The following is a 23,226-nucleotide window of genomic DNA, read 5'->3' as shown; positions in this document are numbered from 1 at the left end:
CGCGTCACTGGTAGCCCGTCGCCCCGTCGATGCGTTCGCGGAGCAGGTCGGCGTGGCCGGCGTGGCGGCCGTACTCCTCGATCATGTGCAGGTACATCCAGCGCAGGCTCAGGTCCTTGCCGGTGCGGGGATGCCGGGTGGCGTGGTCGAGCGGCAGGTCGGCGATGGCCTTGTCGCACACCGCGATCTCCTCGAGGAAGCGACCGTAGTCGGCCTCGGCCCGCGCGGGGTCGATGTCGTCGAAGTCGCCGTCGCGGTTCACCTCGTCGGAGTAGATGTACCCAGGCTCCTCGCCGGCCGCGCGCATGCGGAACCAGCCGCGCTCCACCTCGGTCATGTGCCGGATCAGGCCCAGCAGAGACATGCTGGACGGCTCCACGCTGCGGGTCGCGAGCTGAGCGCCGGTGAGGCCCTGGCATTTCCACAGCAGAATCTCGCGGCCGCGGGTGAGCAGGGAGTGCAGCACGGCGCGCTCGTCACCGACCAACACCTGCTGGGAACGGGTGACCTCGGGGGCAGTCCACGTCATGGTCGGACTCTAACGCCGGGCCGGAAGCCGGGAAAACGAATTCGGGGGGTGGGAAATCCCACCCCCCGAATCCCGGGAAACCGCTTGCTACAGACCGTTGTTAAGGAAGTCGATCACCGAACGCTCGAACGCGTCCTTGCGCTCCACCATGACCCAGTGGCCGCAGCGCGCGAAGGTGCGCAGGTCCGCGTTGGGGATCTGCCGGGCCGCGAAGAGCGAGCCCTCCACCGGGGTCACCCGGTCGTCACGGCCCCACAGGATCAGCACTTCCTGCTTGATGCCCTTGAGCCGCGCCCACAGCGGAACCGGCTCGGCCAGCTTCGGGTTGTAGAAGGTGGCGTAGGCGTCGCGCAGGGCGGCCTGACCCTTCGGGTCGGCGGCGGCCTTCAGGCGCTTGGCGACGAGTTCCTCGGTGAGGGTGGCCGGGTTGGAGACCATGGCCCGCAGGAAGCCCATGGCCTTCTCGTCGCTGGGGTTCATATTGAACTCCATGAGCCGGTTGATGCCCTCGGACGGTTCGGGTCCGAGGATGTTCACCCCGACCCCGCCGGGGGCCATCAGCACCACGCGGTCCACGCGGCCCGGATGCTCGAGCGCGAGCAGGGTCGCGACCGTGCCGCCCATGGAATTGCCGAGCACGTGCGCCTTCTCCAGGCCCAGCTCGTCGAGCAGGCCGATCACCGCGTCGGCGGCGATGCGCAGGTAGTTGCGCTCGTACACCTCCGGGCGGCCGCTCTCGCCGAAGCCCGGCTGATCCAGGATCAGGCAGCGGAAGTGCTGGGCCAGCACCGGCAGGTTCTCACCGAAGTTGGCCCAGCCGGAGACGCCCGCGCCGGAGCCGTGCAACAGCACCAGCGCCGGGCCCTCACCGGCCTCGTGATAGCGGAGCTTGTGACCGTCGACGGTCACCCACTTGGTGGTGCTCTCCGCGGTGAGGGTCATCAGAGCATCCGATCCGCGACCTCGAGGCCCATGGCGCCCTTGCCGTACATGGCCAGCGCGCGCTCCACGTCGTTGATCACGTGCACGCTGCCCGCGTGGGCGTCGCGCCAGTTGCGCTCGATGATGTTCGGCTGGCGGATGGCGTGGCCGCCGGAGTTCTTGAACAGCAGGTCGATCGCCTCGAGCGCGCGCTCGGTGCCGCGCACCTGGTCGCGGCGGGTGGCCAGCCGCAGCTCGAACGGGATCTCCTCACCGGCCTGCGCGTAGCGCAGCTGCTCGGACATGTTGCGTTCCATCTGGAGCACGGCGGCGTCGATTTCCGAAGCGGCGCGGGCGATCCGGACGTGGGCGAAGGGATCCTCGGAGACCTTCTGACCGCCGTAGGACAGCCGCACCCGCTCGCGCTGACGCTCGATGTGCGCGTCGTAGGCGCCCTGCGCCGCGCCGATGATCGGGGCGGTGATGGTGTTGGAGAACAGCGCGCCGAACGAGATCTTGTACAGCGGGTTGGTGTTCACCGCCTGGCCGGGGCCGATCAGGTTGGCCTGATCCGCGGCCGAGTAGGCGCGGTAGGCCGGGACGAAGGCCTTCTCGATGACGATGTCGTTGGAGCCGGTGCCCGCCAGGCCCGACACGTTCCAGGTGTCCTCGATGCGGTAATCGGTGCGCGGCACCAGGACCGTGTAGTAGTCCATGCCGGTCGCGGTCGGCACCAGCGCGCCCAGGAACACCCACTGGCCGTGGTCGCAGCCCGAGGAGAACTGCCAGCGGCCCGACAGCTCGTAGCCGCCGTCGACGACGGTCAGCTTGCCGGTCGGCGCGTAGGAGGAGGACACCAGGGTGTCGGGGTTCTCGGCCCACACGTCCTGCTGCGCCTGGTCCTCGAACAGGGCCAGCTGCCACGGGTGCGCGCCCAGCACCGAGGACACCCACGCGGTGGACGGGCACACGGTGCCGATCGCGCGGATCACCTCGTAGAAGGCGACCGGGGACTCCTCCATGCCGCCGAAACGGGCCGGCTGCAGCATGCGGAACACACCGGCCTCGGTGAGCTCGGCGATGCTGGCGTCGGGCACCCGCCGCTGCTCTTCGGCCTGAACCGCGCGTTCCCGGATCGCGGGCAGCAGATCGCGGACCCGATCGAGCACCTTGTTAGTCATGCGGGCGTTCCTCCTCGTGCAGAGTTTCCTGCCATCGAAGTTATGACCATCCAGGTGTTTCGAACCGAAATAGTCCCGATCATCGGAACGTCGGTCACTTGTGGGCGTACTCCCAGGTGATGTCCTCGTCGAGGGCCTCGCGGATGGCGGCGTCGAGGCCGGGGTTCCAGTCGGCCGGCTGGGCGACGGCGACCCAGCCGTCGAGGACCAGGTCGCCGTAGCGGTGGCCGTGGCCCGAGGGCACGCCCTGCGCGTTGGCGAGGTCGGCGCTGATCTGCCAGAAGGTGACGATGGGCCACCAGCGGATGGATTTGGAGACATCCGCGCCGCGCGATTCCTTCAGCCAATCCGGTTGGGTGAACAGCAGATCCGGCGACCACCACACGATGGGGTCGGAGGCGTGTTGCAGGTAGACCACGCGCGGGTCGGTCCACTGGCGGGCGGGGCGGGCGAGATCCGGTGCGGTGGCGGCGAAGCGGACGATGAGGCCGTCGGCGTAGATCGGCAGGATCTCCGGCGTCCCCACGTCGCGGCGCTGCTCGATCTGGCTCCAGATGCGGTTCGAGTTGGGCGGGCCCACCCACAGCACGCCGTCCACCATGCTGCGGATGTCGTCGAGTCCGGAGAACGCGCCCTCGGAGCCCTGTGAGCCCAGGCTCTCGCCGTAGACCAGCAGCTTGGGCCGGTGCTCCGGCGGCAGCTGGGCCCACCGTTCGTGGACGGCGTGGATGACCAGTCGCCCCGACTCGGTGGCCTTCTCACGGTCGGACAGGAACGACAGCACGCTGGGCAGGTACGAGTACTGGGTGGCGGCGATGGCGCTGTCGCCGCCGTACATGTACTCGATCGAGGAGGCGGTGGTGGAGTCCACCCAGCCGGTGCCGGTGGTGGTCACCACCACCAGCACCTTGCGGTCGAAGGCCCGGGTGCGGTCGAGTTCGCGCACCACCAGGGCGGCGATGTCCTCGGGCTCCTTCGCCGAGTCCAGGCCCGCGTACACCCGAATCGGTTCGCGCGCGGGCTTTCCCGTGACCCGCGCGATCCGTTCGGCGGTCGGCGCGGTGGCCACGAACCAGCGGCCCTCCGAACCGAGGGTGTCCCATCCGGCCAGAGACTGTGGGCTGCCGGACCTTTCGGGCAGCTGCGGCTGGATCGCGCTCTCCGAGGTCTTGCCGTTGCGCAGGCTGAACGCCGAATTGGCCGTGGCGAAGAAGGCTTTCGCCAGCACGCCCTGGAACAGCAGCACCGCCAGCACGGCCACCACGACGACCGCGCCGGGGTAGGCCAGGCCGCGCGGAATGTGCCAGTCGATATTGAGCAGCCGCACGATCAGCCGGATCAGCCACCGCACCACGCGGTACGCGGCGATCACCAGGGCCAGGGTGGCCGCGGCCAGTAGTTCGGCGCGCAGGTAGCTCGACGTGGTGGTCGGTTCCATCCCCATCAGCGTTTCGAGGTCGCGCTGCCAGCGGGCCGACCGGGCCAGCACCAGCGCGGCGCCGACGATGGTGCCGACCAGGATCACGACTTTGCCGACGGCCCGGGTGGTTTCGCTCGGATTCCACAGTTTGGCCAGGCCCTCGGCGGAGTCGGGCAGCCGCGGCTGCACCCACTTCTCGAACGCCCACGCCAGCACGCAGCCCACGCCGTAGCCGATGGCCGCGCTGATCCCGCAGACCAGGCCCTCGAACAGCCAGGTGCGGGGCAGCAGGGAGGGCGACACCGCCCACAGGAAGAAGATCCACGCCACGATCAGGCCGGGATAGTTCGGGTTGATCGCGCGTTCCACGCGGGCGATGACCGCCCACACGCGGGACGGGAACGATCGGGTGTCCGGCTGCGCGTCGTCGGCGGGCATGTCGTCGGCGGGCTTGTCGAGGTCCTGACCGTCGGCCTTCATGTCTCCGAGTCTGGTCTCCAGGACTCGCCCGGCCCGCAGCGACACGCGCGCACGACACCGGCGCCGCCGGACGCCGGGGGCTCAGGCCGGTGTCCGGCGGCGCCGGCTATCCGAGATTCCCTCATCGGGAAATGAGGGGTGCGCCTCATCGAGAAATGAGGCGGCCACGAACCGCAGGGAGGTTCGCAGTGGACGACGCAGCCCCCCCGCGTTGTCCGCCCACGTCTGGCAACAGTAGGGCGTCCCCCCAGCAATGTGAAACAGCTATTCTTCGGTGATTGACAAGCGGCACTTGTCAATCAGAGGTGAGCTGGTAGTGTCCGATCCTCGAAATCGGGCCGTTCCAGCAGCTCGACCAGTTCCGGACGCGCGGCCCGGACCTCCCGCGCGATCTCGACGAACGAACGCACCAGCGGGGTCTCGTGTTCCGCGGGCCAGGCCACGGTTACCTCGTTGCGCGGGGCATCGACAATCGGCAGCAACCGGACCCGGGGGAACGGCATCCAGCGCGCCGACGCGACGGTCAGCACCACGCCGACGCCCGCCGACACCTTGTGCAGCTCCTCCAGCAGCGACTTCGACCGCGACACCACCGGCGCGGGCGTCCCGTCGCGGTGATCGTGCAACTCCCAGAACGCATTCCACACCGGATCGTCGTTGTCCGCGCCGAGCAGCGGCTGGTCCAGCAGGTCCCGCACCCGCACCTCGGGCAGTGCGGTCAGCGGATGCTCGGCGGGCACCAGCGCCACCAGCGGCTCGGCGAACAGCGGCTCCACCCGGATTCCGTCCGCACGGAACGGAAGTCGGGCGAAGGCCACGTCCACGCTGCCGTCGGCCAGACCGGCGGCGGGCTCCTCGTAGGTGAACTGCCGCATGTCGACCGTCACGTCCGGATGCCGTTCCCGGAAGGCCGCCAGGATCGGCTCGGTGAGCGTCAGCGCCGCGCCCTCGAGGAACCCGAGCACCAGCCGGTCCGACTCGCGCCGCTGCGCCACCCGCGCCTGCTCCACGGCCAGGCCCAAGGTGGTCAGCGCGCCGCGGACCCCCTCGAGCAGCGCCTCCCCCGCCGCGGTGAGCTCCACACTGCGCGTGGTCCGGATGAACAGCACCAGGTCCAGGGCCTGCTCCAACTGCTTGATCTGCGCACTCAACCCCTGCTGCGCCACGTGCAGCCGCTGCGCGGCCCGCGTGAAACTCAGGTCCTCCGCCACCGCGACGAAATACCGCAACTGCCGCGAGTGCACATCCATAGCGAGCGAGTCTAGATCGAAACCGCCTGTCCGATTCGTGAGTTCACGCGCGTCGGGCGGCGGCGGTTCCGGCCCGGCGGCCGAAGAAAGTGCCGTCACCCAGCGAGGTTCCGGAAATGTAGCCGAACCCGTGCAGCCCGTTGGCGGCCCGGCCCGCGGCGTAGAGGCCCGCGATCGGCTTGCCGTCGTGGTCGAGCACGTGCCCGTCGAGATCGGTGTGCAGACCGCCCAGGGTGAACACCGAGGCGCCGGTGCCGCGCCGATCACCGGCCTCCGACGGCGGGCGGACGCCGGCCTTCACGTCGATGGCGGCCAGCGGCGGGGTGAGTTCCCGCAGCCAGCGCGCGGCCTTGTGGTGATCGAGATCCGCGCCCTGCCGGGCGAATTCGTTGTAGCGGCCGATGGCGGTGCTCAGCGACCCCGCGGGCAGGCCGGTGAGCTGCTCGAGCTCCTCGGGCGTCTCGGCGACGTGCGTGGGCCGCACACCCCAGCGCTGGGGTTCGGGCACGTCCTCGAAGCCCTCCTCGTCGACGATGACCCACATCGCGGTGTCGTCGCCCGCCCAGCTGCCGCCCATGTTCTGGCGGTAGAGCGCGTGCTGGCCGATCCGGCCCGGGTAGGTGTCCTCGTTGACGAAGCGGCGGCCCAGGGCGTTGACCACCATGCCGCGCACGGCCAGCCCCGGGATCAGGGACATGCCGACCTGCCCGGCGGACATGTGGCGCACTGCCGCGCCCAGCGCCTGGGCCATCCGGATGCCGGAGCCGTCGTCGGTGCCCGCGCTGACCTTGGTGTGGCCGAGCAGCTGCGGCGCGTGGGCGGCGAGCATGGCGTCGTTGTCGACGAAACCTCCGGTGGTGAGCACGATTCCGCGCCGGGCGCGAATGGTGATCTCCTCGCCGTAGCGGCGCGCGACCGCGCCGACCACGACGCCGTCCTCGTCGACGACGAGCGTGTTGACGTAGGTGTCGAATCGCGTGGTGGCCCCGGCGGCCTCGGCCGCGGCGGCCAGGCACTCCATGAGCAGCTTGCCGCCGAAGTCGTTGGCGGTGGGCCGGTGCCCGCGCGGGGCGGGGTGGGCCAGTTCGGTGAAGGGCCAGCTGTTCTCGCCCAGCCACATCAGGCCGTCGTCGGTGGGCGGCACCCAGGTGGGGGCGTTCCACATGGTCGGCTTGAACGGCACGCCGCGGTCGACCAGCCAGTGGAAGTGCTCGACGCTGCCCGCGCAGTACTCGTCGATCTTGGCGGTGTCCGCGCCCGCGCCGAGCGCGGCCTTCAGGAACGCGGCCATGGCCTCGGGGGTGTCGTCGAAGCCGCAGGCCACCTGGATCGGGGTGCCGCCGCCGAGGTAGATCTCGCCGCCGGAATTGGCCGACGCGCCGCCCGGACCGCCCGCCCGGTCCACGATCAGCACCTGCGCGCCCGCGTGCGCGGCCTCGAAGGCCGCCGCGGCCCCGGCCGCGCCGTAGCCGACGATCAGCACATCGGTCTCGATGTCGTAGGGGCCCACCTCGCCGGCCGCCCGCGGCGTGACCGAATTCCGCACTGTCATGCCTCGACGGTGCCCGCTCCGACCGCCATTCCTTAGCGGTCCATCTTGCTGACCGATTCGCCGATCCCGTTCAACGGGACTGCGACCCGTCACACCCTCGTGTAATAGGGATGGTGTGTGAACGGCGTCACTGTGGTTGGGGACGCCTGCACGAGGAGGAGAGTCAATGCGGATTCTGGTCACCGGAGTCACCGAGCCGAGCGGCCGTGCCGTCGCGCGCATGCTGCTGGCCGCCGGCCACGAGGTATCCGGTCTGGACCGGCAGCGGCACCGCTACGTGGACCCGCGGGTCGAGGTGACCGTCGGCGACCTGTCCGACGCGCAGGTGTGCGCGCGGGCCGCGGCCGGGGCCGACGCGATCGTGCACCTGGCGGGCCCGGCGGTCGCGGCGATCGCGAAGGCGGCCCAGGAATCCGGTGCGCGCCTCGTGGTTCCCGTTGCGGCGGGCGCTGATTCGAGTGTCGAGAAGATCGTGGCCGGCTCCGGCGCCGACGCGCTCATCGTGCGCACCGCGCTGGTGGCGGGCCGCCGCGTCGATCACGGCGGCTGGCGCACCCTGGAGAGCCTGACCGGCGGCGGCAAGGGCAGCGTGCAGGTGCTGCACTACGACGACCTGGAGCGCTTCCTGGTGCTGGCGGCGCTGTCGCAGCGCGGCGGTGTGGTCGAACTGGCCGCGCCCGGCGAGGTGTCCAGCGCCGAGGTCAAGCGCATCCTGTCCGAGGCGGGCGTGAAATACGGTGCGTGGCTGCCGAAGTCGTCGGCGACGCAGACCAAGGTCGACGCGAGCGCGGCCCGCGAGGAGTGGGGCTTCCGCTACGGCTGGAACGCCACCGAGGTCATCGCCGACACCGCGCGCGGCCTGCACGGCCGCAAGAGCGGCGGCTCCGGCTTCCGCAACCGCCGCGGCGCGATCCCGCTGCCGACCCACGTGGTGCCGCAGAACGCCCCGACCTCCGACGGCTACCAGCTGACCTCCGCCGCCCCCGAGGGACTGCAGGGCGAGTTCGACGATCTGGTCGACGAACGCATCCCGGTCTACACCGCCACCAACACCTCCGAGGCGCTGCCCGGTCCGCTCACCCCGCTCACCATCGACCTGCAGGCCGGGGCCATCCGCCTGGGCAACGAGGCGATGGGCCACATGATCGCCATCGAGGGCATCGCGCTCGAGCACTGGGTGTCCCGCGTGACCAGCGTGCTCGGCCACCACATGTACATCAACGCCTCCATCGGCGTCTTCTCCGCCGAGAACATGCCCGGCTGGGACGAGGAGAGCGTGCGCCGCGACGTCTACGGCACCATCGGCGACCTCGAGCTGCACCCCAAGGGCCGGCCCGCCATGCCGACCGGTATGGCCGCCCGCGCGGGCACTTTCAAGGCCATGGGCCGGGTCGCCTCGACCGCCCTGCAGTTCAGCAAGACCGCCGAGCTGATCAATGCCGCCTCGCACGCGGAGGCGCTGAACCGCGACCAGATCTCCGAGCTCACCGACGAGCAGCTGCACGCCCGCGCCCTGCTCTGGCGCGACCGCCTCAACCAGGCGTGGCAGGCGGCCTCCATCGGCGTCATGATGACCGGCGCGGCCACCGCCGCCCACAAGGGCGAGGTCAAGATCGACCTGAACCGCCTGGAGTCGGCCAAGACCATGCTGGCCGTGGAGCGGCTGGCGGGCCTGTGCCGCAAGGACGCCGGGCTGCAGGCGCTGGCCAAGACCGGTGACGTGGGCGCGGCCCGCGAGAAGTCGCCGGAGTTCTCCAAGGCCCTGGACCAGGAGCTGGCCAAGATCGGCCACCGCGGTCCGGGCGAGTGCGAGCTCATCAACAGCACCTTCGGCGACCGCCCCGAACTGCTGGTCACCGCCGCCGGACGGGCCGCGGAAATGCCCGCGCCGCACCGCGAACCGGTGCCGGAGCCGACCAGCCGCACCGCCAAGATGGCCGTCGGCGCGACCGTCTACCGCGAGCGCGCCCGCGACGCCGTCGTCCGGGTCACCAACTGCCTGCGCCTGGCCACCCAGGAGCGCGCCGCGCGCCTGGTGAAGGCGGGCAAACTCACCGAGATCGAGGACTCGGTGTTCCTGAACCTGGACGAGATCCTGTGGGCCCCCGCCGATCTGCAGGAGCGGGTGGCGCGCCGCCGGGCCGAGCGCACCCGCTTCCAGGCCGTCCGCATGCCCGACGTGGTCAACGGCCCGTGGGAGCCGGAGGAGGTCTCCGGCGCGATCGCGGTGGGCGAGACCATCACCGGTCTGGGCGTCAGCCCGGGCGTGGTGGAGGGCACCGTCAAGCGCGTGCTGACCCTCGACGACGACATCGAGCCGGGCGACATCCTGGTCGCCTCGGTGACCGACACCGGCCACACCGCCATGTTCGCCTACGCGGGCGCGGTGGTCACCGATATCGGCGGCTCGGCCTCGCACGCCGCCATCGTGGCCCGCGAGTTCGGCGTCCCCTGCGTGGTCGACGCCAAGGTCGCGAGCACCGGCCTGCAGGACGGCCAGCGCGTCCGGGTGGACGGCGCGGCCGGGACCATCACGTTGCTGGCCGACGCCGAATAGGCGCGGCCCGCAACCGAACCCGCCTCGGGCGCGCCGCGCTCGCGCCCGAGGACGGTCGGTCCACCGGGGACCGGTCGGCCCAACTACAAACCAACCAGTCTCCACTTTGCGCATCTATACCCGGACCGGGACACACCCACGCCCCGGTCCGTCATCGAAAGGAATACCCCCAGTGACGATCTCGCGCGCCGTACGCGGCACTCTGACCGGTGTAGCCGCCGCGCTCATCGCAATCACCCCGATTGCCGTCACCCCCGCGGTGGCCGCGCCGGTGCCGGTCCTGCAGACCCCCAAGGGCGTCTCGCTGAACCTGCCCAGCGCCCCGAACGCGCGAGACCTGAGCGGCATCCCGCTCGGCGGCGGCGCCAAGACCAAGGCCGGTTCGGTCTTCCGGGCCGACGCCCTCAACAAGCTGAGCGCGGCCGAGCAGCAGCAGCTGGTGTCGGCGGGCATCGTCGAGGTCATCGATTTCCGCAGCCCGACCGAGCGCGCCCAGAACCCGGACAAGCTGCCCGGCTCCATCCCGGCCAAGTCGATCCCGGTCTACGACCCGAACAACGACTTCTACCTGTTCTTCGCCAAGGCCGTTCAGGGTGGCCCCGAGGTCCAGCAGCAGCTGCTCGGCGACGGCAAGGGCCGGCAGTACATGATCGACTACTACAAGTGGCTGGTCACCGACGCCACCTCGCGCGGTCAGTTCTCGGCCGCGCTGAAGGAGATCGCCGACGCCAACGGCCCGGTGCTGTTCCACTGCACCGCCGGTAAGGACCGCACCGGCTGGATGTCGGCCATCCTGCTGACCGCCCTGGGCGCCAACAAGGGCCAGGTCTACAACGACTACCTGGACTCCAACGAGAACCTGGCCGCCGCCAACAAGGCGACCCTCGACGGCCTGGTCCACGCCGGCCTGGTCACGGACCCGTCGCTGTTCGAGCCGGTCCTCGGCGTCGACCGCGCCTTCCTCGACTCCGCCTTCGACGCCGTCCAGGCCAACTACGGCTCCTTCGACAACTTCCTGTCGCAGGGCCTGGGCATCGACGCCGCGACCGTCGCGACCCTGAAGTCCAAGCTGGCCTAGCAGTACCCTCCGCAATGCCGGCGCCGTGTGTGGGGACGGCGTCGGCATTCGCGTGTCCGCCCCATGTCCGCTTCCCAATTTCGATCTACATGCGAAAATTCGCATAATGCACGAGATCTGGCAGCTGGACGGGCGGCGCACCCGCTCGGTGAGCGCGGAGAACCCGACCGGTGAGCCCGGTGGGGGCGGGCGCGCCATCTCCGGAACCGGTGCGTTCGCGGCGGCGGGGCTGGGGCGGGGCTGGAAGGTCTCGCCGTCCATCGACCTGCGGCCCGGCGAAACCGTCACGCTCGCCGACCTTTCCGGGCCCGGCGTGATCCGGCACCTGTGGCTCACCACCGATCGCGCGCTGCTGCGCGATTTCACGCTCCAGATGTACTGGGACGACGCGCCGGAACCGGCCGTCGCGGTGCCGCTGGGCGACTTCTTCTGCAATGGCTGGGATCAGCTGGCCCTCGTCGACTCCGCCATGATCGTGGTCGCGCCGGCGGGCGGTCTGAACAGCTACTGGGCCATGCCGTTCCACTCCCGCGCGCTGATCACCCTGCACAACGGGTCCGAACAGGCCGCGCCGGTGTACTACCAGATCACCTATCTGGAAGAGGACTTACCGGGCGCCGCCGGGTATCTGCACGCCCGGTGGCGCTGCTCCGATCCGCTGGGCACGCCCGCGGAACATCCGATCGTCGAGATCGACGGCGGCCCCGGCCGGTACGCCGGAACGTATCTGGCCGTGCAGCCGCGCGCCACCGGCTGGTGGGGCGAGGGCGAGCTCAAGTTCTATCTCGACGACGACACCGAATTCCCCACCCTCTGCGGCACCGGGACCGAGGACTATTTCGGCGGGGCCTGGAATTTCGACCTCGACGGCGCTTATCGCCCCTACTCCACCGCCTATCTGGGCATGCCGCAGGTGCTGCCGCCGCATCGAATCTACGAGCCGCATCAGCGATTCGGCATGTACCGCTGGCACATTCCCGACCCCATCTGTTTCGAGTCCGGGTTGCGCGCCACCGTGCAGGCGCTGGGCTGGCGCGAAGACGGCCACTACCTACCGCTGGACCGAGCCCACGTGGCGTCCACCGCCTTCTGGTATCAATCGCTCCCCTGATCCCCCGAACGTCCCGTAACGATTGTGGGACAGCAGAAAGAATGCGATTGCTATTGCGTAAAACGCGTCGAGCGCGTGGCATGCGGGTGCATGGTATTCGTATGCGAGCCTTGGTCGTCGAGAAGCCCGGACAGTTCTCGGTCGAATCGGTGCCGGATCCGCTACCCGGCGCCGGTGAGGTCGTGATCCGGGTGGACGCCGTCGGGATATGCGGGACGGATATCCATATCGTCGAGGGCGAATTCCCGCCCACCCCCTATCCGATCGTGCCCGGACACGAATTCGCCGGGGAAGTGGTGGCGCTCGGCGCGGACGCGGCCGGGGTGCGAATCGGCGACCGGGTGGCGGTGGATCCGTCGTTGTTCTGCGGCCGCTGCCACTATTGCGCGATCGGGCGCGGGAATCTGTGCGAGAACTGGGGCGCCATCGGCGACACCGTGGACGGCGCCATGGCCGAGTACGTGAAAGTGCCCGCCGCCAACTGTTATCGGCTGCCCGGGCACGTGTCGCCCGCGCACGGCGCACTGGTGGAACCGCTCTCGTGCGCGGTGCACGGATTCGACGGGCTGCCACGGCGACTCGGCTCGCACTATCTGATCTACGGCGCGGGGACCATGGGTCTGCTCATGCAGCAGCTGGCCGCGGCGGCGGGCGCGGCCTCGGTGTCGGTGGTGGACACCAATGCCGACCGGCTGGCCGTCGCCCGCGCCCTGGGCGCGGACGCGGCCACCGTGTCGGCCGACGACATGGACCGGCCCGAGGGCTGGGAGATCGTGATCGATTGCAGCGGAGCGGTGGCCGCGATCGAGGACGGGCTCTCGCGGGTGCGGCGCGGCGGCACCTATCTGCAGTTCGGGGTGGCGCCGGCGGCGGCGCGGGCCAGCGTCTCGCCGTTCCGCATCTACAACGACGAGATCACCATCGTCGGATCCATGGCGGTACTGCACAGTTTCGGCCGGGCGGTGGACCTGCTCGGCGAGGGCGTGATCGACGCGGACACCGTGATCACCCATGATTTCGCCCTCGAGGAATTCGGCGATGCCCTGCGGACCTTCCGCGCGGGCACCGGACGCAAGATCCAGCTGCATCCCGGACGGGCGGCACGATAGAGGGTGGTGGCCAATGACGGTCGTTGCCGGAGTGGATTCCTCCACTCAGTCCTGCAAGATCGTGGTGTGCGACGCCGATACCGGAACGGTATTGCGGCAGCGCCAGATTCCGCACCACGACGGCACCGAGGTACCCCCGGCCATGTGGTGGGAGGCGCTGCGCGCGGCCTGTGACCGCATGATGCGTGATGTCGAGGCCATCGCGGTGGCCGGGCAGCAGCACGGGCTGGTGGCGCTCGACGCCGCCGGGCATCCGGTGCGGGACGCGCTGCTGTGGAACGACACTCGCTCGGCGGAGGCGGCCAGTCAGCTGGTGGGCGAGCTGGGCGGGCCGCAGGCGTGGGCGGACGCGGTGGGCAGTGTGCCGCTGGCCGCGCACACCGTGGCCAAGCTGCGCTGGTTCGCCGACCACGAACCCGAACTGGCCGACCGGACGGTCCGGGTGCTGCTCCCCCACGACTATCTGACCTGGCAGCTGCGCGGCGGTGATCCGGCGACCGAGCCCACCACCGATCGCGGTGACGCCTCCGGCACCGGGTACTGGTCCCCGGCCGCCGGCGCCTACCGGACCGACCTGCTGGCCATGGCCTTCCGCGGCCGCAGTCCGGCCCTGCCCCGGGTGCTCGCGCCGGCCGAGATCGCCGGGCACACGCCGGGCGGGCGGCTGGTGGCCGCGGGCACCGGCGACAACGCGGCCGCGGCCCTGGGACTGGGCATCGCGGACGGCGACGTGGTGGTGTCTCTGGGCACCAGCGGGACGGTGTTCACCCGGGCCGCGTCGCCCAGCGCCGATCCCTCCGGGGCGGTCAACGGGTTCGCCGACGCCACCGGCGCGTTCCTGCCGCTGGTCTGCACGCTCAACGCCGCCCGGGTCCTGGACGCGACGGCGGTCCTGCTGGGCACCGACGTGTCCGGTCTGGAAGTGCTGGCCGCGCAGTCCCCCGCGGGCGCGGACGGCCTCACCCTGCTGCCCTACATCGCGGGCGAGCGCACCCCGAATCTGCCGCACGCCACCGGCAGTCTGCACGGCCTGCGCCCGCACACCATGCGCCCGCACCATCTGGCCCGCGCCGCCATCGAGGGCATGCTCTGCAATATCGCCGAGGCCCTGGACCGCCTGCCGACGGTCCCGCATCGAATCCTGTTGATCGGCGGCGCATCCCGCTCCCGCCTCATCGCCCACGCGGCGGCCACCATCTTCGGCCGCACCGTCACGGTCCCCAACCCGAGCGAGTACGTCGCCCTGGGCGCGGCCCGCCAGGCCGCCTGGGCGCTGCGCGGCGGCCCCCGCCCACCCCGCTGGCCCACCCCGCCGGGCACCGAATTCCACACCCTGGCAGCGGGAGTCGGCGCCGCGATCCGCCAGCGCTACGCCGAGATCAGAGACACGTACTATCCGTAGACGACCGGGCCGTCGGACAGGTAGTCATCCCACGTCTTGTGCCGGGTGATGTAGTTCCGGATGGCGTCGCGGGCGATCTCCTGTTTGGATCGCCCTTCCATCGCCGCCTGCGCACCCAGCGCAGCTTCTTCGTCCTCGCTGAGCCGCAAAGTCCATGCCACCGCGAATTCATACCACCCCGGTGTCACCGTGTCTGCCGAACGACCGTCCAGTTGGCAACCATCACATGACGAACAGGTAGCCGAGGCCCAGGATACGTACCGGCTATTGCGCTCACGGCGAGTTCAACCATCGTCAGCACCGGTCGCTGACTCGTAGCTTCACCGGGTATGACGACCGAGTTGAGCACCCCGTTGAACGATATCGTCGAGGCGACCGGACGTGCCGTGGCGGCGGATCCCGCCCAGGCCACCGTGGTCTTCCGGGCCGCGGGCACGCCGGAGGGCACGGTGGGCAGCGCAATCGCGCTGGGCCGGTACACGGTTCGGGTGGACGAGCCGCCCGCGCTGGGCGGCGAGGGATCCGCGCCCAATCCGGTGGAGGTGTACCTGGCCTCGCTGATCGCCTGCCAGGTTGTGACCTACCGGTTCTGGGCCCAGCGCCTCGGCATCACCATCGACGACCTGGCCATCGAGGCCGAGGGCGATCTCGACGTGCGCGGCTTCTTCGGCCTGGACGACACGGTCCGGCCCGGCTTCCAGGCGGTCCGCGTCACCGTCCGGGTCGGCGGCCCCGAATCCGCCGGGCGCTACGCCGAACTGCAGCGGGCCGTCGACGAGCACTGCCCGGTCCTGGACCTCACCACCGGCCGCACCCCGGTCGAGACCACCCTCGTCACCCAGTAGCAGCACCCCACCCACCGGAGGCCCCGATGACCGAGTCCGTCCTGCCCGAAGACCCCAGCGCCACCTGGAGTTTCGAGACCAAGCAGATCCACGCCGGGCAGCAGCCCGACGCCACGACCGGCGCCCGCGCGCTGCCGATCTACCAGACCACGTCCTACGCGTTCCGCGACACCGACCACGCGGCCGCGCTGTTCGGGCTCGCCGAGCCGGGCAATATCTACACGCGGATCATGAACCCCACCCAGGACGCGGTGGAGCAGCGGATCGCGGCGCTCGAGGGTGGCGTGGCCGCCCTGCTGCTGGCGTCGGGCCAGGCGGCGGAGACCTTCGCGATCCTGAACCTGGCGGGCGCCGGGGATCACATCGTGTCCAGCCCGCGGCTGTACGGCGGCACCTACAACCTGTTCCGGTACACGCTGCCGAAGCTGGGCATCGAGGTGAGCTTCGTCGAGGATCCGGACGATCTCGAGCAGTGGCGGGCGGCGATCCGGCCGAACACCAAGGCGTTCTTCGGGGAGACGGTGTCCAATCCGCAGAACCACCTGCTCGACATCCCCGGGATCGCGGAGGTCGCGCACGGGTCGGGGATTCCGCTCATCGTCGACAACACCGTCGCCACCCCGTACCTCATCCAGCCGTTCGCGCACGGCGCGGACATCGTCGTGCACTCGGCGACCAAGTACCTGGGCGGCCACGGTGCGGCGGTCGCGGGCGTGATCGTGGACGGCGGCGCCTTCGACTGGCGCGGTGGACGATTCGCGGGCTTCACCGAACCCGATTCCAGCTACCACGGCGTCGTCTACGCCGACCTGGGCGCGCCCGCCTACGCGCTCAAGGCGCGGGTGCAGCTGTTGCGCGATCTGGGTTCGGCGATCTCGCCGTTCAACGCCTTCCTCATCAGCCAGGGGCTGGAGACGCTGAGCCTGCGCCTCGAGCGGCACGTGGCCAATGCCACCGCGGTGGCCGAATTCCTCACCGGGCGCCCCGAAGTCACGGCCGTCTCCTACGCGGGCCTGCCGTCCTCGCCGTGGTACGAGCGCGGAAAGCAGCTGGCCCCCAAGGGTGTCGGCGCGATCATCGGCTTCGAGCTGGCGGGCGGCGTGGACGCCGGCAAGCGTTTCGTGGACGCCCTGACCCTGCACAGCCATGTCGCCAATATCGGTGACGTGCGCTCACTGGTCATCCACCCGGCCTCCACCACGCATTCGCAGCTGACCCCGGAGCAGCAGCTCGCGGCGGGCGTCACGCCGGGCCTGATCCGCCTGGCGGTCGGGATCGAGGGGATCGACGACATCCTCGCCGATCTGCGCGCCGGATTCGCCGCGACCGCCTAGCCGGTCAGAAGCGGTCGAGGGGCCGGATCCGCGGGGACACCGCCGAATTCACCTGCAGGGCGATGATCAGGCCGATGCTGAGATAGGTGCTGATCGGGCACAATGCCACCGCCGCCGCGTACAGGAATTGCACGATTCCGATGCGGCGGCGGATGGCCGTCAGGTCCTCGGGGGCGGCGTCGGCGGTGAGCAGACCAGCGCGGCGGGCGTAGCGCAGGGCGGCGAGTTGCGCGAGTCCCAGGTACAGCAGGTCGGCCCAGTAGACCAGCAGGGCCAGGCGCGACTGCGGGAACGCGGCCAGCAGGGCGGTCGCGAAGGGCACCATGCAGACGCCGAACAGGAACATCAGATGGATCCAGGTCAGCGTGCGGTCCGCGCGATCCATCAGGCCGAGCTGGGTCTGCTGGCCGATCCAGAACATGCCCAGGGTGAGGAAACCCAGGAAGCAGATGAGGAATTGGGGGCCGACGTGGGTGAGGGCGTGCCAGACCGGCTCCTCGTCGGCGGCCGCGCCGGAGGTCCACAGGGCGCGCTGACGCCAGGTCTCGCTCGCGGGGACGTGCAGTTCCAGCACGAGCAAAGTCATTGCCACAGCGAAGATTCCGTCGCTGAGCGCACCCAGCCGACCCAGGTCCTGTGCCGCGATGCGGTGATATCTGGCCATCCGCCCCACCTCCGGGTCGGACCTTAGCCGAGATCAGGGTGCGGCGCGGTGTTGCTCCCGGGCGAGGAAGTGGGCGGTGGATTTCGTTGTCTCGTACAGGGATCGGTAGTGGCGGTAGTACGGGCCGTAGTGCGCGGTGGTGTCGGGATCCGGTTCGACGGTGGCGATGATCGGGTTCCAGGCCGAGGTGTCCAGGCCCACGGCCTCGGCGGCGAGCAGGGCGTCGCCGAGGGCCGCGCCGACGGTGTCGGCCGGAAGCTGTTGCGGCAGACCGGTGATGTCGGAGACGATGCGGGTCCAGAGGCCGCCCTTGGTGCCGCCGCCGACCGCGACCAGGCGGGTCGCGGGGGTGCCGGCCGCGGCCATCGCCTCCAGATTGTGGCGGACCCCGTAACCGATGCCCTCCAGGACGGCGCGGTAGAGGTCGGCGCGCTGGTGGGTGAGGGTGAGGCCCGCGATCAGGCCGCGGGCGTCCGGGTCGAACAGCGGGGTGCGTTCGCCCGCGAAGTAGGGCAGCACCAGCAGGCCACGGGAGCCCGGCGGGACATGGGCCGCCTCGTCGAGCAGTTCGGCGAAGTCGCTGCCGGTGAGGGCCCGCAACCAGTCGGTGACCGCGCCGGAAGTCGCCATCCCGGCGGCGGAGGTGAAGGTGCCGGGCCAGGTTCCGCAGGTGGTCCACAGTCCCGGTTGCGGGCGCGGGTCGGCCAGCACCTGGGTGAGGAACATGGTGGTGCCGTACATGATCATGCAGTCGCCGGGGGCGCGGACGCCGATCCCGGCCGCCTCGGCCCAGGCGTCGATGGTGCCGGTGGTGACGGGAAGGCCCACGGGCAGACCGGTGGCGGCCGCCGCCTCGGGGGTGACGCGGCCGACTATCTCGGTGGGCCAGGCCAATTCGGGCAGGCGCAGGCCGGGCGCGACGGATTCCGCCCAGTCGGTGGCCCAGTCGCGGGCCATCAGGTCGTACATGGGCACGCACTGACTGGCGGACTGGTGGTCGAGGACGTAGCGGCCGGTCAGGCGGTACACGAGAAACGAACTGGCCATCAACAACATTCGGGTGGCGGACCACACCCGCGGCTCGTGCCGGATGAGCCAGCGCAGTTTCGGGCCGACGGCCTGACTGGTGAGCGGCGACCCGCACCGCTCCAGCACGGTCAGCGGCCCCAATTCCGCGTCCAGTTCCTCGATTTCGACGCCCGCGCGGGTGTCGACCCCGTACAGGATGGCGGGCCGCAGTGGGCGGCCGTCCGCGTCGGCGGGCAGCAGGCACGGGCCGATGCCGCTCACCGCGAGCGCCTCGATGGGTTCGCCGTCCGCGGCCGCCACCAGGTCGCGGGCGATGCCCACGAAGTCCGCCCACCACACCGTCTCCGCGTCGTGCTCCACCCAGCCGGGCCGGGGCGTCGACACCCGGTGCGGTCGTTCGGCGCGCATGGCGACCACGCCGCCCCGGTCGGTGAGGACGCCCTTGGATCCGGAAGTGCCGATGTCGATGCCGAGGAGCATGTCAGGCCACCCGGGTGAACTCGTCGAGGGTGACGCCCAGCAGCTCGCAGGCCGCACGCACGGTGGCGCGCTGATCACCGGGGACGGCGTGAATGTGATTGGCGCCGAAGCGGGACAGGAAATCCCCGGCGTCGGCGTCCAGGCGGGCGAAGGCGTGCGGCCATTCCCAGGTGGACTGCTTCATCAGCGATTCGTTGGTGGCGTCGTCGTAGGTCTCGAACGCGCCGAGCATGAGTTGCATGCGGTAGTCGCCGTCGCGGCGGGTGAGGCGGGCGAAGGTCATCTCGCCGGGCGCGGCCAGGTGGTGCACCGACGCGCCGCCCGCCGGGAAGAAGAACACCTCCGGGTACAGGTGCACCCGGGCCAGGTTCTCGGCCGGATCGTCGCTGCGGGCCGCGTACCAGGTGGCGTGCTGGCCGGAATTGCACAGATCCCAGATGTCGCGGTCGGCGTGATAGTGGCGGACGTCGGCGAAAAGCACGGGGGTGCCGGAGATCTGCTTGAGCAGCTGCATGGTGAGCGCGCCGTCCATATCGGCCTCGGTGGCGCAGACGTGCGGCTGTTTGGGCCCGTTCCAGTCGTAGGGGTCGTTGAGGAAGGCCTCGGTGACGTCCATGGTGGCGAAGTACTGGGTCAGTTCGGGCTGGCCCTTGATGCCGGAGAAGTCCAGCCGCCATTCCGCGATCAGATCCCGCACCGCCAGATACGAGCGCAGTTGCCGCTCCAGCAGGTCCGGCGTCAGTTTGACCCCGTCGTAGTGCACCCCGGCGGTATTGCGCTCCAGCCATTCTCGCGCCGCCCGCGCCTCACCGGCATCGGCCTGGTCGGCGCGGCGGACGATCTCCCACTGGTCGATCTCCTCCACGTCGATCCCGAACACCCGCTGCCATTGATCGGTATTGGCGACCGCCGTGTTCATCCCCATGGGCCGCCCGCCGAACCGCCCGAAGGTGCTGCCGCGCAGTCCCGCGACCGCCGCCGCGGCCCGCGCCCGCACCCCGATCGCCGCGATCAGTTCCGGATCGGCCGGGTCGCCCCACAGCCGGGCGTGCTCGCGCCCGATCTGATCGAGGGCCCCGCCCGCGGCCAGCATCCCCACCATGCCCGGCTGCACCGGGTCGATGTTCGACAACAGGAGCAGCGGCCCCCGCAGCGCGCCCGCCGCCAGCATGGTGAAGTGCGGGAACGCCCACACCGCGTAGTGCAGCACGGTCAGATCCACCCCCGCGGCCTCCACCCGCCGGGCGACCTCGACCGCCCGGTCATTGCTCGCGACCGGTTCCCGGCCCCGAATCACGGTGTGTCCGGCGGCCGTCAGCTCGGCGACCAGCCGGTCTTCCGCCGTCTTGATGAATCCGACGATGCCGCCGTGCACATAGTCGCGGCCGTCGGAAAGACTGATCACGCCGATTCGGGCCATGGTGCCTGCCTCCCCGCAACGTTCTGATCGTCAGCACTGGGTGGGACTCTCGACTCACCGTCCAGAATCCCAGTTCAGACCGCCCGCCACGCCCGAAATCGGATTTTCGGGTCAGTCCGGGAAGATCAAGGGCGCCAGCGCGACTCCACCCTGCCCCCACCCGGCATGCGTCACCCACAGGCCGCCGTCATGGGTGATCACCTCCGCGGCGTGGGCCCGGATGTGGCCCACGCGGTCGGAGGTGTCGAAGTGAAAGGGATTGTCGCTGCGAAAGATCTCGGTGCCGACGTAGTCCGGGCGCGGACCGATCAGCAGGTACCAGGCGTCCCCGTGCCGCACCACGAACGGTGACTCGGTATTGCCCGCCCCGGTCCCGGTCGTCGGATCGGTGTAGGCGATGCGGCGCTCGCTCCACCGCACCAGGTCCGGACTGGTCCGATAGGCGACGACATGGTTGCCGCCCACGGGGTTGCTGGTGGCGCAGTAGTACAGGACCCACTCGTCGCCGATCCGCAGCACCATGGGGTCGCGCGCGTCGTAGCCGTCCCGGAACACCGGGCTCGCCGGATGCCGCCGCCAGTGGAACAGGTCGGTGGAGGTGGCCAGGCCCATACCCGTTGCGGTGCGGTCGATTCCGCCGCCGTCGTAGAACATCCAGTACCGGTCCCCGGCGTGGACGACGAACGGCGCCCACAGATGCCGCTCCCCCCGCTCCCGGTCCACCGCCAGCACGGAGGGATGCTTGGTCCACGGCCCGCGCGGATCGTCGGCGGTGGCGTGCGCGAACTCGGTCTCGTCGAAGGGATCGGCCGGTTCCGGATGCGTGATCCCGAACAGATGCCACCGTCCCCCGGCATCCCTGATCAGCGAATGATCGTTGATATACCACCGCTGACCGGCCTCGGTCGGGTCGTAGACGTGCCGGAACTCCCCCGCCCGCACCGTGCCCATAACCCGTCCTCCATATAGGACAAGAACTGTCCTAGTCGCTGTCGACAATGGATTCATGCCGGAACTCTCGCTGCGAACCCTAAACCGCACCCTGCTGCTACGTCAGCGGTTGCACGAACGAACCGCGATGCCCGTCGCCGACCTGATCCGGCACCTCGTCGCGGTGCAGGGGCAGGAGCCGAACTGGCCGTACGTGGGATTGTGGTCGCGGCTGAGCGGGTTCCGGCACGAGGAGCTGTCGGCGCTGCTGGAGCAGCGAACCGTGGTGCGCGCCACCTCGATTCGACGCACCGTGCATCTGACCGACGCCCAGGACTATCGGTGGCTGTATCCGACCGTACGACCGGCCGTCGAGCCGACGTTGCGCTCGGTCTACCTGCGCGATGCGATGAATGGCCTCGACATCACCGAATTCGGCGCGGCCGGAGAGGAATTGCTGGACGGCAGGGCCGTCTCCCGGCGGGATCTGGGGAAGCTGCTGTCGGAGCGGTTCCCCGGACGCGGCGCACGCGACCTGGTCCACGGGCTCGGCGTCGTCCAGCCCCTGGTGCATCACCCCGGCGCGGGAGCGTGGGGCGCGTGGCGTGGGCGGTCGGTGTCGGTGTCGCTGGCCGAGCAGATCGTGGGCGGGCCGTTGGCGGCGGGGCCGGAGCCGCGGACTCTGGTCCGGCGCTATCTGGCGGCCTACGGTCCGGCGACCGTGGGCGATATCCAGGAGTTCGCGGGGGTCACGAAGCTCGCGGAGGTGGTCGAGGGGATGCGGGGCGAGCTCCGGGTGTTCCGGGATGACGCGGGACGCGAGCTCTTCGATGTGCCGGACGCTCCGATCGCGGCGGCGGATTCGCCTGCGCCGGTGCGGTTTCTGCCCGCCTTCGACAATTCCTGCCTCGGGCATCGGGATCGGCGGCGGATCATCCGCGACGAGGATCGGGCCCGGATCGCGAAGATCGCGTCGGGCGGCGTGCCGATGTACCTGATCGACGGATTCGTGCACGGCCGGTGGGATGTGGACGGGTCGACCATCCGGATCACGCCGTGGCACGCCCTGGCCGCGGACGACGAAGCCGCCCTGCGCGCCGAGGCGGAACGGCTGCTGCCGTTCATCACCCCGGGCGAGGGCGGCGACGTGGTGTTCGAGCAGCGGGCCGCTTAGGCGACCAGGACCTCGCGCAGGCGCTCGAGCTCGGACTCGGTGAGGCCGTTGGCGAGCAGCCACGCGGCCGCACCGCCGTGCTCGGCGTGCAGGTTCGCCAGGAAGCCGAGCATGACCTCCGGGGAGACCGCGAGGATGCCGGTGTTCGTCTGCGGCAGGCCCTCGTACGACGGGAGGGCGTCGAGACGGTCGCGGACCTTCTGGATGCGCTCGTTGGTGAGGGCGTAGTCGTGGGCGATCGCCTCGGCGGGAACGCCGACCGCGTCCAGCAGGACCGCGGCCAGCACGCCGGTGCGGTCCTTGCCCGCGGCGCAGTGGAACAGCACCGAGTGGCGGGCCGGATCGATGATGAGGCGCACCGACTCGACGATGTGCTCGCCGCTGCCGCCGAGCAGCTGACCGTAGAGCTCGGTCAGGTCGACGCGGGTCTTGTCGGGGACGAGATCCCGTGCGGCCAAGGAGGACTGGGGCGACTTGCGGATCGGCAGGTTCGCGATGTGCACCGCGGAATCGCCGATCAGGCCGTAGCCCTCGCGCTCCACCTCGTCGGGCAGGCGCAGGTCGATGACCGTGCGCAGGCCCAGCGTGTCGACCAGCTGCGACAGATCGCCGGAGGTGGCCTGCTGCAGGGTGGACGAGCGCAGCACGATGCCGAAGCGGGTGGTGCCGCCGCCGGCGACCGGCAGGCCGCCCAGGTCACGGACATTGTCGATCTGGGCGAAGTCGATCCAGCGGCCGGTCACGGCGTCGGTGGTCACGG

General features: G+C 70.4%; 20 protein-coding genes. 8 read left to right on the top strand and 12 right to left on the bottom strand.

What is annotated here, in order from left to right:
- Positions 1 to 4: 4 nt before the first annotated feature.
- The 6 genes from ACQP06_RS08725 to ACQP06_RS08700 form a co-directional block, all read right to left on the bottom strand.
- A complete protein-coding gene (locus tag ACQP06_RS08725) occupies positions 5 to 529 on the bottom strand; it encodes a DinB family protein (RefSeq protein WP_433671759.1) in 525 nt (174 codons plus the stop codon).
- A gap of 87 nt (positions 530 to 616) precedes the next feature.
- Positions 617 to 1,471, bottom strand: coding sequence for an alpha/beta fold hydrolase (locus ACQP06_RS08720; RefSeq protein ID WP_213557303.1), 855 nt, complete (start codon positions 1,469 to 1,471; stop codon positions 617 to 619).
- Complete coding sequence (gene hsaA, locus ACQP06_RS08715) at positions 1,471 to 2,631, bottom strand: 3-hydroxy-9,10-secoandrosta-1,3,5(10)-triene-9,17-dione monooxygenase oxygenase subunit (protein WP_357090110.1); 1,161 nt, start codon at positions 2,629 to 2,631, stop codon at positions 1,471 to 1,473. The genes ACQP06_RS08720 and hsaA overlap by 1 nt, the downstream gene beginning before the upstream one ends.
- A 94-nt stretch (positions 2,632 to 2,725) precedes the next feature.
- On the bottom strand, positions 2,726 to 4,531 hold the full coding sequence (locus tag ACQP06_RS08710) for an alpha/beta hydrolase (protein ID WP_433671758.1): 1,806 nt from the start codon (positions 4,529 to 4,531) through the stop codon (positions 2,726 to 2,728).
- A gap of 299 nt (positions 4,532 to 4,830) precedes the next feature.
- Complete coding sequence (locus ACQP06_RS08705) at positions 4,831 to 5,781, bottom strand: LysR family transcriptional regulator (protein ID WP_379277833.1); 951 nt, start codon at positions 5,779 to 5,781, stop codon at positions 4,831 to 4,833.
- A 43-nt stretch (positions 5,782 to 5,824) separates the two neighbouring features.
- Positions 5,825 to 7,333 carry an FAD-dependent oxidoreductase gene (locus tag ACQP06_RS08700; RefSeq protein WP_433671757.1) on the bottom strand — a complete coding sequence of 503 codons (1,509 nt, stop codon included), beginning with the start codon at positions 7,331 to 7,333 and terminating at the stop codon, positions 5,825 to 5,827.
- A 166-nt stretch (positions 7,334 to 7,499) separates the two neighbouring features.
- Here ACQP06_RS08700 and ACQP06_RS08695 point away from each other — a divergent pair, with 166 nt between their 5' ends.
- The 5 genes from ACQP06_RS08695 to xylB all read left to right on the top strand — a co-directional run bounded on the left by ACQP06_RS08695 (position 7,500) and on the right by xylB (position 14,590).
- Complete coding sequence (locus ACQP06_RS08695) at positions 7,500 to 9,890, top strand: PEP-utilizing enzyme (RefSeq protein WP_433671756.1); 2,391 nt, start codon at positions 7,500 to 7,502, stop codon at positions 9,888 to 9,890.
- A 172-nt stretch (positions 9,891 to 10,062) separates the two neighbouring features.
- Positions 10,063 to 10,968 carry a tyrosine-protein phosphatase gene (locus ACQP06_RS08690; RefSeq protein WP_433671755.1) on the top strand — a complete coding sequence of 302 codons (906 nt, stop codon included), beginning with the start codon at positions 10,063 to 10,065 and terminating at the stop codon, positions 10,966 to 10,968.
- A gap of 106 nt (positions 10,969 to 11,074) precedes the next feature.
- On the top strand, positions 11,075 to 12,079 hold the full coding sequence (locus tag ACQP06_RS08685; protein ID WP_433671754.1) for a glycoside hydrolase family 172 protein: 1,005 nt from the start codon (positions 11,075 to 11,077) through the stop codon (positions 12,077 to 12,079).
- Between the two features lie 101 nt (positions 12,080 to 12,180).
- Entirely contained in the window at positions 12,181 to 13,188 is a 1,008-nt protein-coding gene (locus ACQP06_RS08680) for a zinc-dependent alcohol dehydrogenase family protein (RefSeq protein WP_433671753.1), read from the top strand.
- Positions 13,189 to 13,201: 13 nt separating this feature from the next.
- Entirely contained in the window at positions 13,202 to 14,590 is a 1,389-nt protein-coding gene (gene xylB / locus ACQP06_RS08675; RefSeq protein WP_433671752.1) for a xylulokinase, read from the top strand.
- On the opposite strand, the gene ACQP06_RS08670 is transcribed toward xylB, so the two are convergent.
- Positions 14,581 to 14,751, bottom strand: a complete 171-nt coding sequence (locus ACQP06_RS08670) for a CopG family transcriptional regulator (RefSeq protein ID WP_357279684.1) — start codon at positions 14,749 to 14,751, stop codon at positions 14,581 to 14,583. The genes xylB and ACQP06_RS08670 overlap by 10 nt on opposite strands.
- A gap of 168 nt (positions 14,752 to 14,919) precedes the next feature.
- Here ACQP06_RS08670 and ACQP06_RS08665 point away from each other — a divergent pair, with 168 nt between their 5' ends.
- Positions 14,920 to 15,435 carry an OsmC family protein gene (locus tag ACQP06_RS08665; protein ID WP_433671751.1) on the top strand — a complete coding sequence of 172 codons (516 nt, stop codon included), beginning with the start codon at positions 14,920 to 14,922 and terminating at the stop codon, positions 15,433 to 15,435.
- 26 nt (positions 15,436 to 15,461) lie between these two features.
- Complete coding sequence (locus ACQP06_RS08660) at positions 15,462 to 16,769, top strand: bifunctional o-acetylhomoserine/o-acetylserine sulfhydrylase (protein WP_433671750.1); 1,308 nt, start codon at positions 15,462 to 15,464, stop codon at positions 16,767 to 16,769.
- 4 nt (positions 16,770 to 16,773) lie between these two features.
- Here ACQP06_RS08660 and ACQP06_RS08655 read toward each other — a convergent pair whose 3' ends face one another.
- The 4 genes from ACQP06_RS08655 to ACQP06_RS08640 all read right to left on the bottom strand — a co-directional run bounded on the left by ACQP06_RS08655 (position 16,774) and on the right by ACQP06_RS08640 (position 21,313).
- Positions 16,774 to 17,433: a TMEM175 family protein gene (locus ACQP06_RS08655; protein WP_433671749.1), complete on the bottom strand. Its 660-nt coding sequence runs from the start codon at positions 17,431 to 17,433 to the stop codon at positions 16,774 to 16,776.
- Positions 17,434 to 17,466: 33 nt separating this feature from the next.
- Positions 17,467 to 18,942, bottom strand: a complete 1,476-nt coding sequence (locus tag ACQP06_RS08650) for an FGGY-family carbohydrate kinase (RefSeq protein WP_433671748.1) — start codon at positions 18,940 to 18,942, stop codon at positions 17,467 to 17,469.
- Position 18,943: 1 nt separating this feature from the next.
- The gene (locus tag ACQP06_RS08645) at positions 18,944 to 20,362 is read right to left on the bottom strand and encodes an L-fucose/L-arabinose isomerase family protein (protein WP_433671747.1); all 1,419 of its coding nucleotides are present in this window, start codon (positions 20,360 to 20,362) and stop codon (positions 18,944 to 18,946) included.
- Between the two features lie 111 nt (positions 20,363 to 20,473).
- The gene (locus ACQP06_RS08640; RefSeq protein ID WP_433671746.1) at positions 20,474 to 21,313 is read right to left on the bottom strand and encodes a glycosyl hydrolase family 32; all 840 of its coding nucleotides are present in this window, start codon (positions 21,311 to 21,313) and stop codon (positions 20,474 to 20,476) included.
- Between the two features lie 127 nt (positions 21,314 to 21,440).
- On the opposite strand from ACQP06_RS08640, the gene ACQP06_RS08635 reads away from it, so the two are divergent.
- Positions 21,441 to 22,466 carry a winged helix DNA-binding domain-containing protein gene (locus ACQP06_RS08635; protein ID WP_433671745.1) on the top strand — a complete coding sequence of 342 codons (1,026 nt, stop codon included), beginning with the start codon at positions 21,441 to 21,443 and terminating at the stop codon, positions 22,464 to 22,466.
- Here ACQP06_RS08635 and ACQP06_RS08630 read toward each other — a convergent pair.
- Complete coding sequence (locus ACQP06_RS08630; RefSeq protein WP_387301229.1) at positions 22,463 to 23,224, bottom strand: tyrosine-protein phosphatase; 762 nt, start codon at positions 23,222 to 23,224, stop codon at positions 22,463 to 22,465. The two genes, ACQP06_RS08635 and ACQP06_RS08630, sit on opposite strands and share 4 nt — an antisense overlap.
- Positions 23,225 to 23,226: the final 2 nt, after the last annotated feature.

The sequence above is a fragment of the Nocardia sp. CA-136227 genome (assembly GCF_050955695.1).
Lineage (GTDB): Bacteria > Actinomycetota > Actinomycetes > Mycobacteriales > Mycobacteriaceae > Nocardia.
Note: the sequence above shows the minus strand (reverse complement) of the source record. Positions and strands in the feature narration are given on the sequence as shown.

Coding starts and splice junctions, on each gene's coding strand:
- ACQP06_RS08635 (WP_433671745.1), top strand. CDS start 21,441: ATGCCCGTCGCCGACCTGATCCGGCACCTCGTCGCGGTGCAGGGGCAG.
- ACQP06_RS08655 (WP_433671749.1), bottom strand. CDS start 17,433: ATGGCCAGATATCACCGCATCGCGGCACAGGACCTGGGTCGGCTGGGT.
- ACQP06_RS08695 (WP_433671756.1), top strand. CDS start 7,500: ATGCGGATTCTGGTCACCGGAGTCACCGAGCCGAGCGGCCGTGCCGTC.
- xylB (WP_433671752.1), top strand. CDS start 13,202: ATGACGGTCGTTGCCGGAGTGGATTCCTCCACTCAGTCCTGCAAGATC.
- ACQP06_RS08665 (WP_433671751.1), top strand. CDS start 14,920: ATGACGACCGAGTTGAGCACCCCGTTGAACGATATCGTCGAGGCGACC.
- ACQP06_RS08700 (WP_433671757.1), bottom strand. CDS start 7,333: ATGACAGTGCGGAATTCGGTCACGCCGCGGGCGGCCGGCGAGGTGGGC.
- hsaA (WP_357090110.1), bottom strand. CDS start 2,631: ATGACTAACAAGGTGCTCGATCGGGTCCGCGATCTGCTGCCCGCGATC.
- ACQP06_RS08650 (WP_433671748.1), bottom strand. CDS start 18,942: ATGCTCCTCGGCATCGACATCGGCACTTCCGGATCCAAGGGCGTCCTC.
- ACQP06_RS08640 (WP_433671746.1), bottom strand. CDS start 21,313: ATGGGCACGGTGCGGGCGGGGGAGTTCCGGCACGTCTACGACCCGACC.
- ACQP06_RS08725 (WP_433671759.1), bottom strand. CDS start 529: ATGACGTGGACTGCCCCCGAGGTCACCCGTTCCCAGCAGGTGTTGGTC.
- ACQP06_RS08680 (WP_433671753.1), top strand. CDS start 12,181: ATGCGAGCCTTGGTCGTCGAGAAGCCCGGACAGTTCTCGGTCGAATCG.
- ACQP06_RS08720 (WP_213557303.1), bottom strand. CDS start 1,471: ATGACCCTCACCGCGGAGAGCACCACCAAGTGGGTGACCGTCGACGGT.
- ACQP06_RS08705 (WP_379277833.1), bottom strand. CDS start 5,781: ATGGATGTGCACTCGCGGCAGTTGCGGTATTTCGTCGCGGTGGCGGAG.
- ACQP06_RS08710 (WP_433671758.1), bottom strand. CDS start 4,531: ATGAAGGCCGACGGTCAGGACCTCGACAAGCCCGCCGACGACATGCCC.
- ACQP06_RS08685 (WP_433671754.1), top strand. CDS start 11,075: ATGCACGAGATCTGGCAGCTGGACGGGCGGCGCACCCGCTCGGTGAGC.
- ACQP06_RS08645 (WP_433671747.1), bottom strand. CDS start 20,362: ATGGCCCGAATCGGCGTGATCAGTCTTTCCGACGGCCGCGACTATGTG.
- ACQP06_RS08660 (WP_433671750.1), top strand. CDS start 15,462: ATGACCGAGTCCGTCCTGCCCGAAGACCCCAGCGCCACCTGGAGTTTC.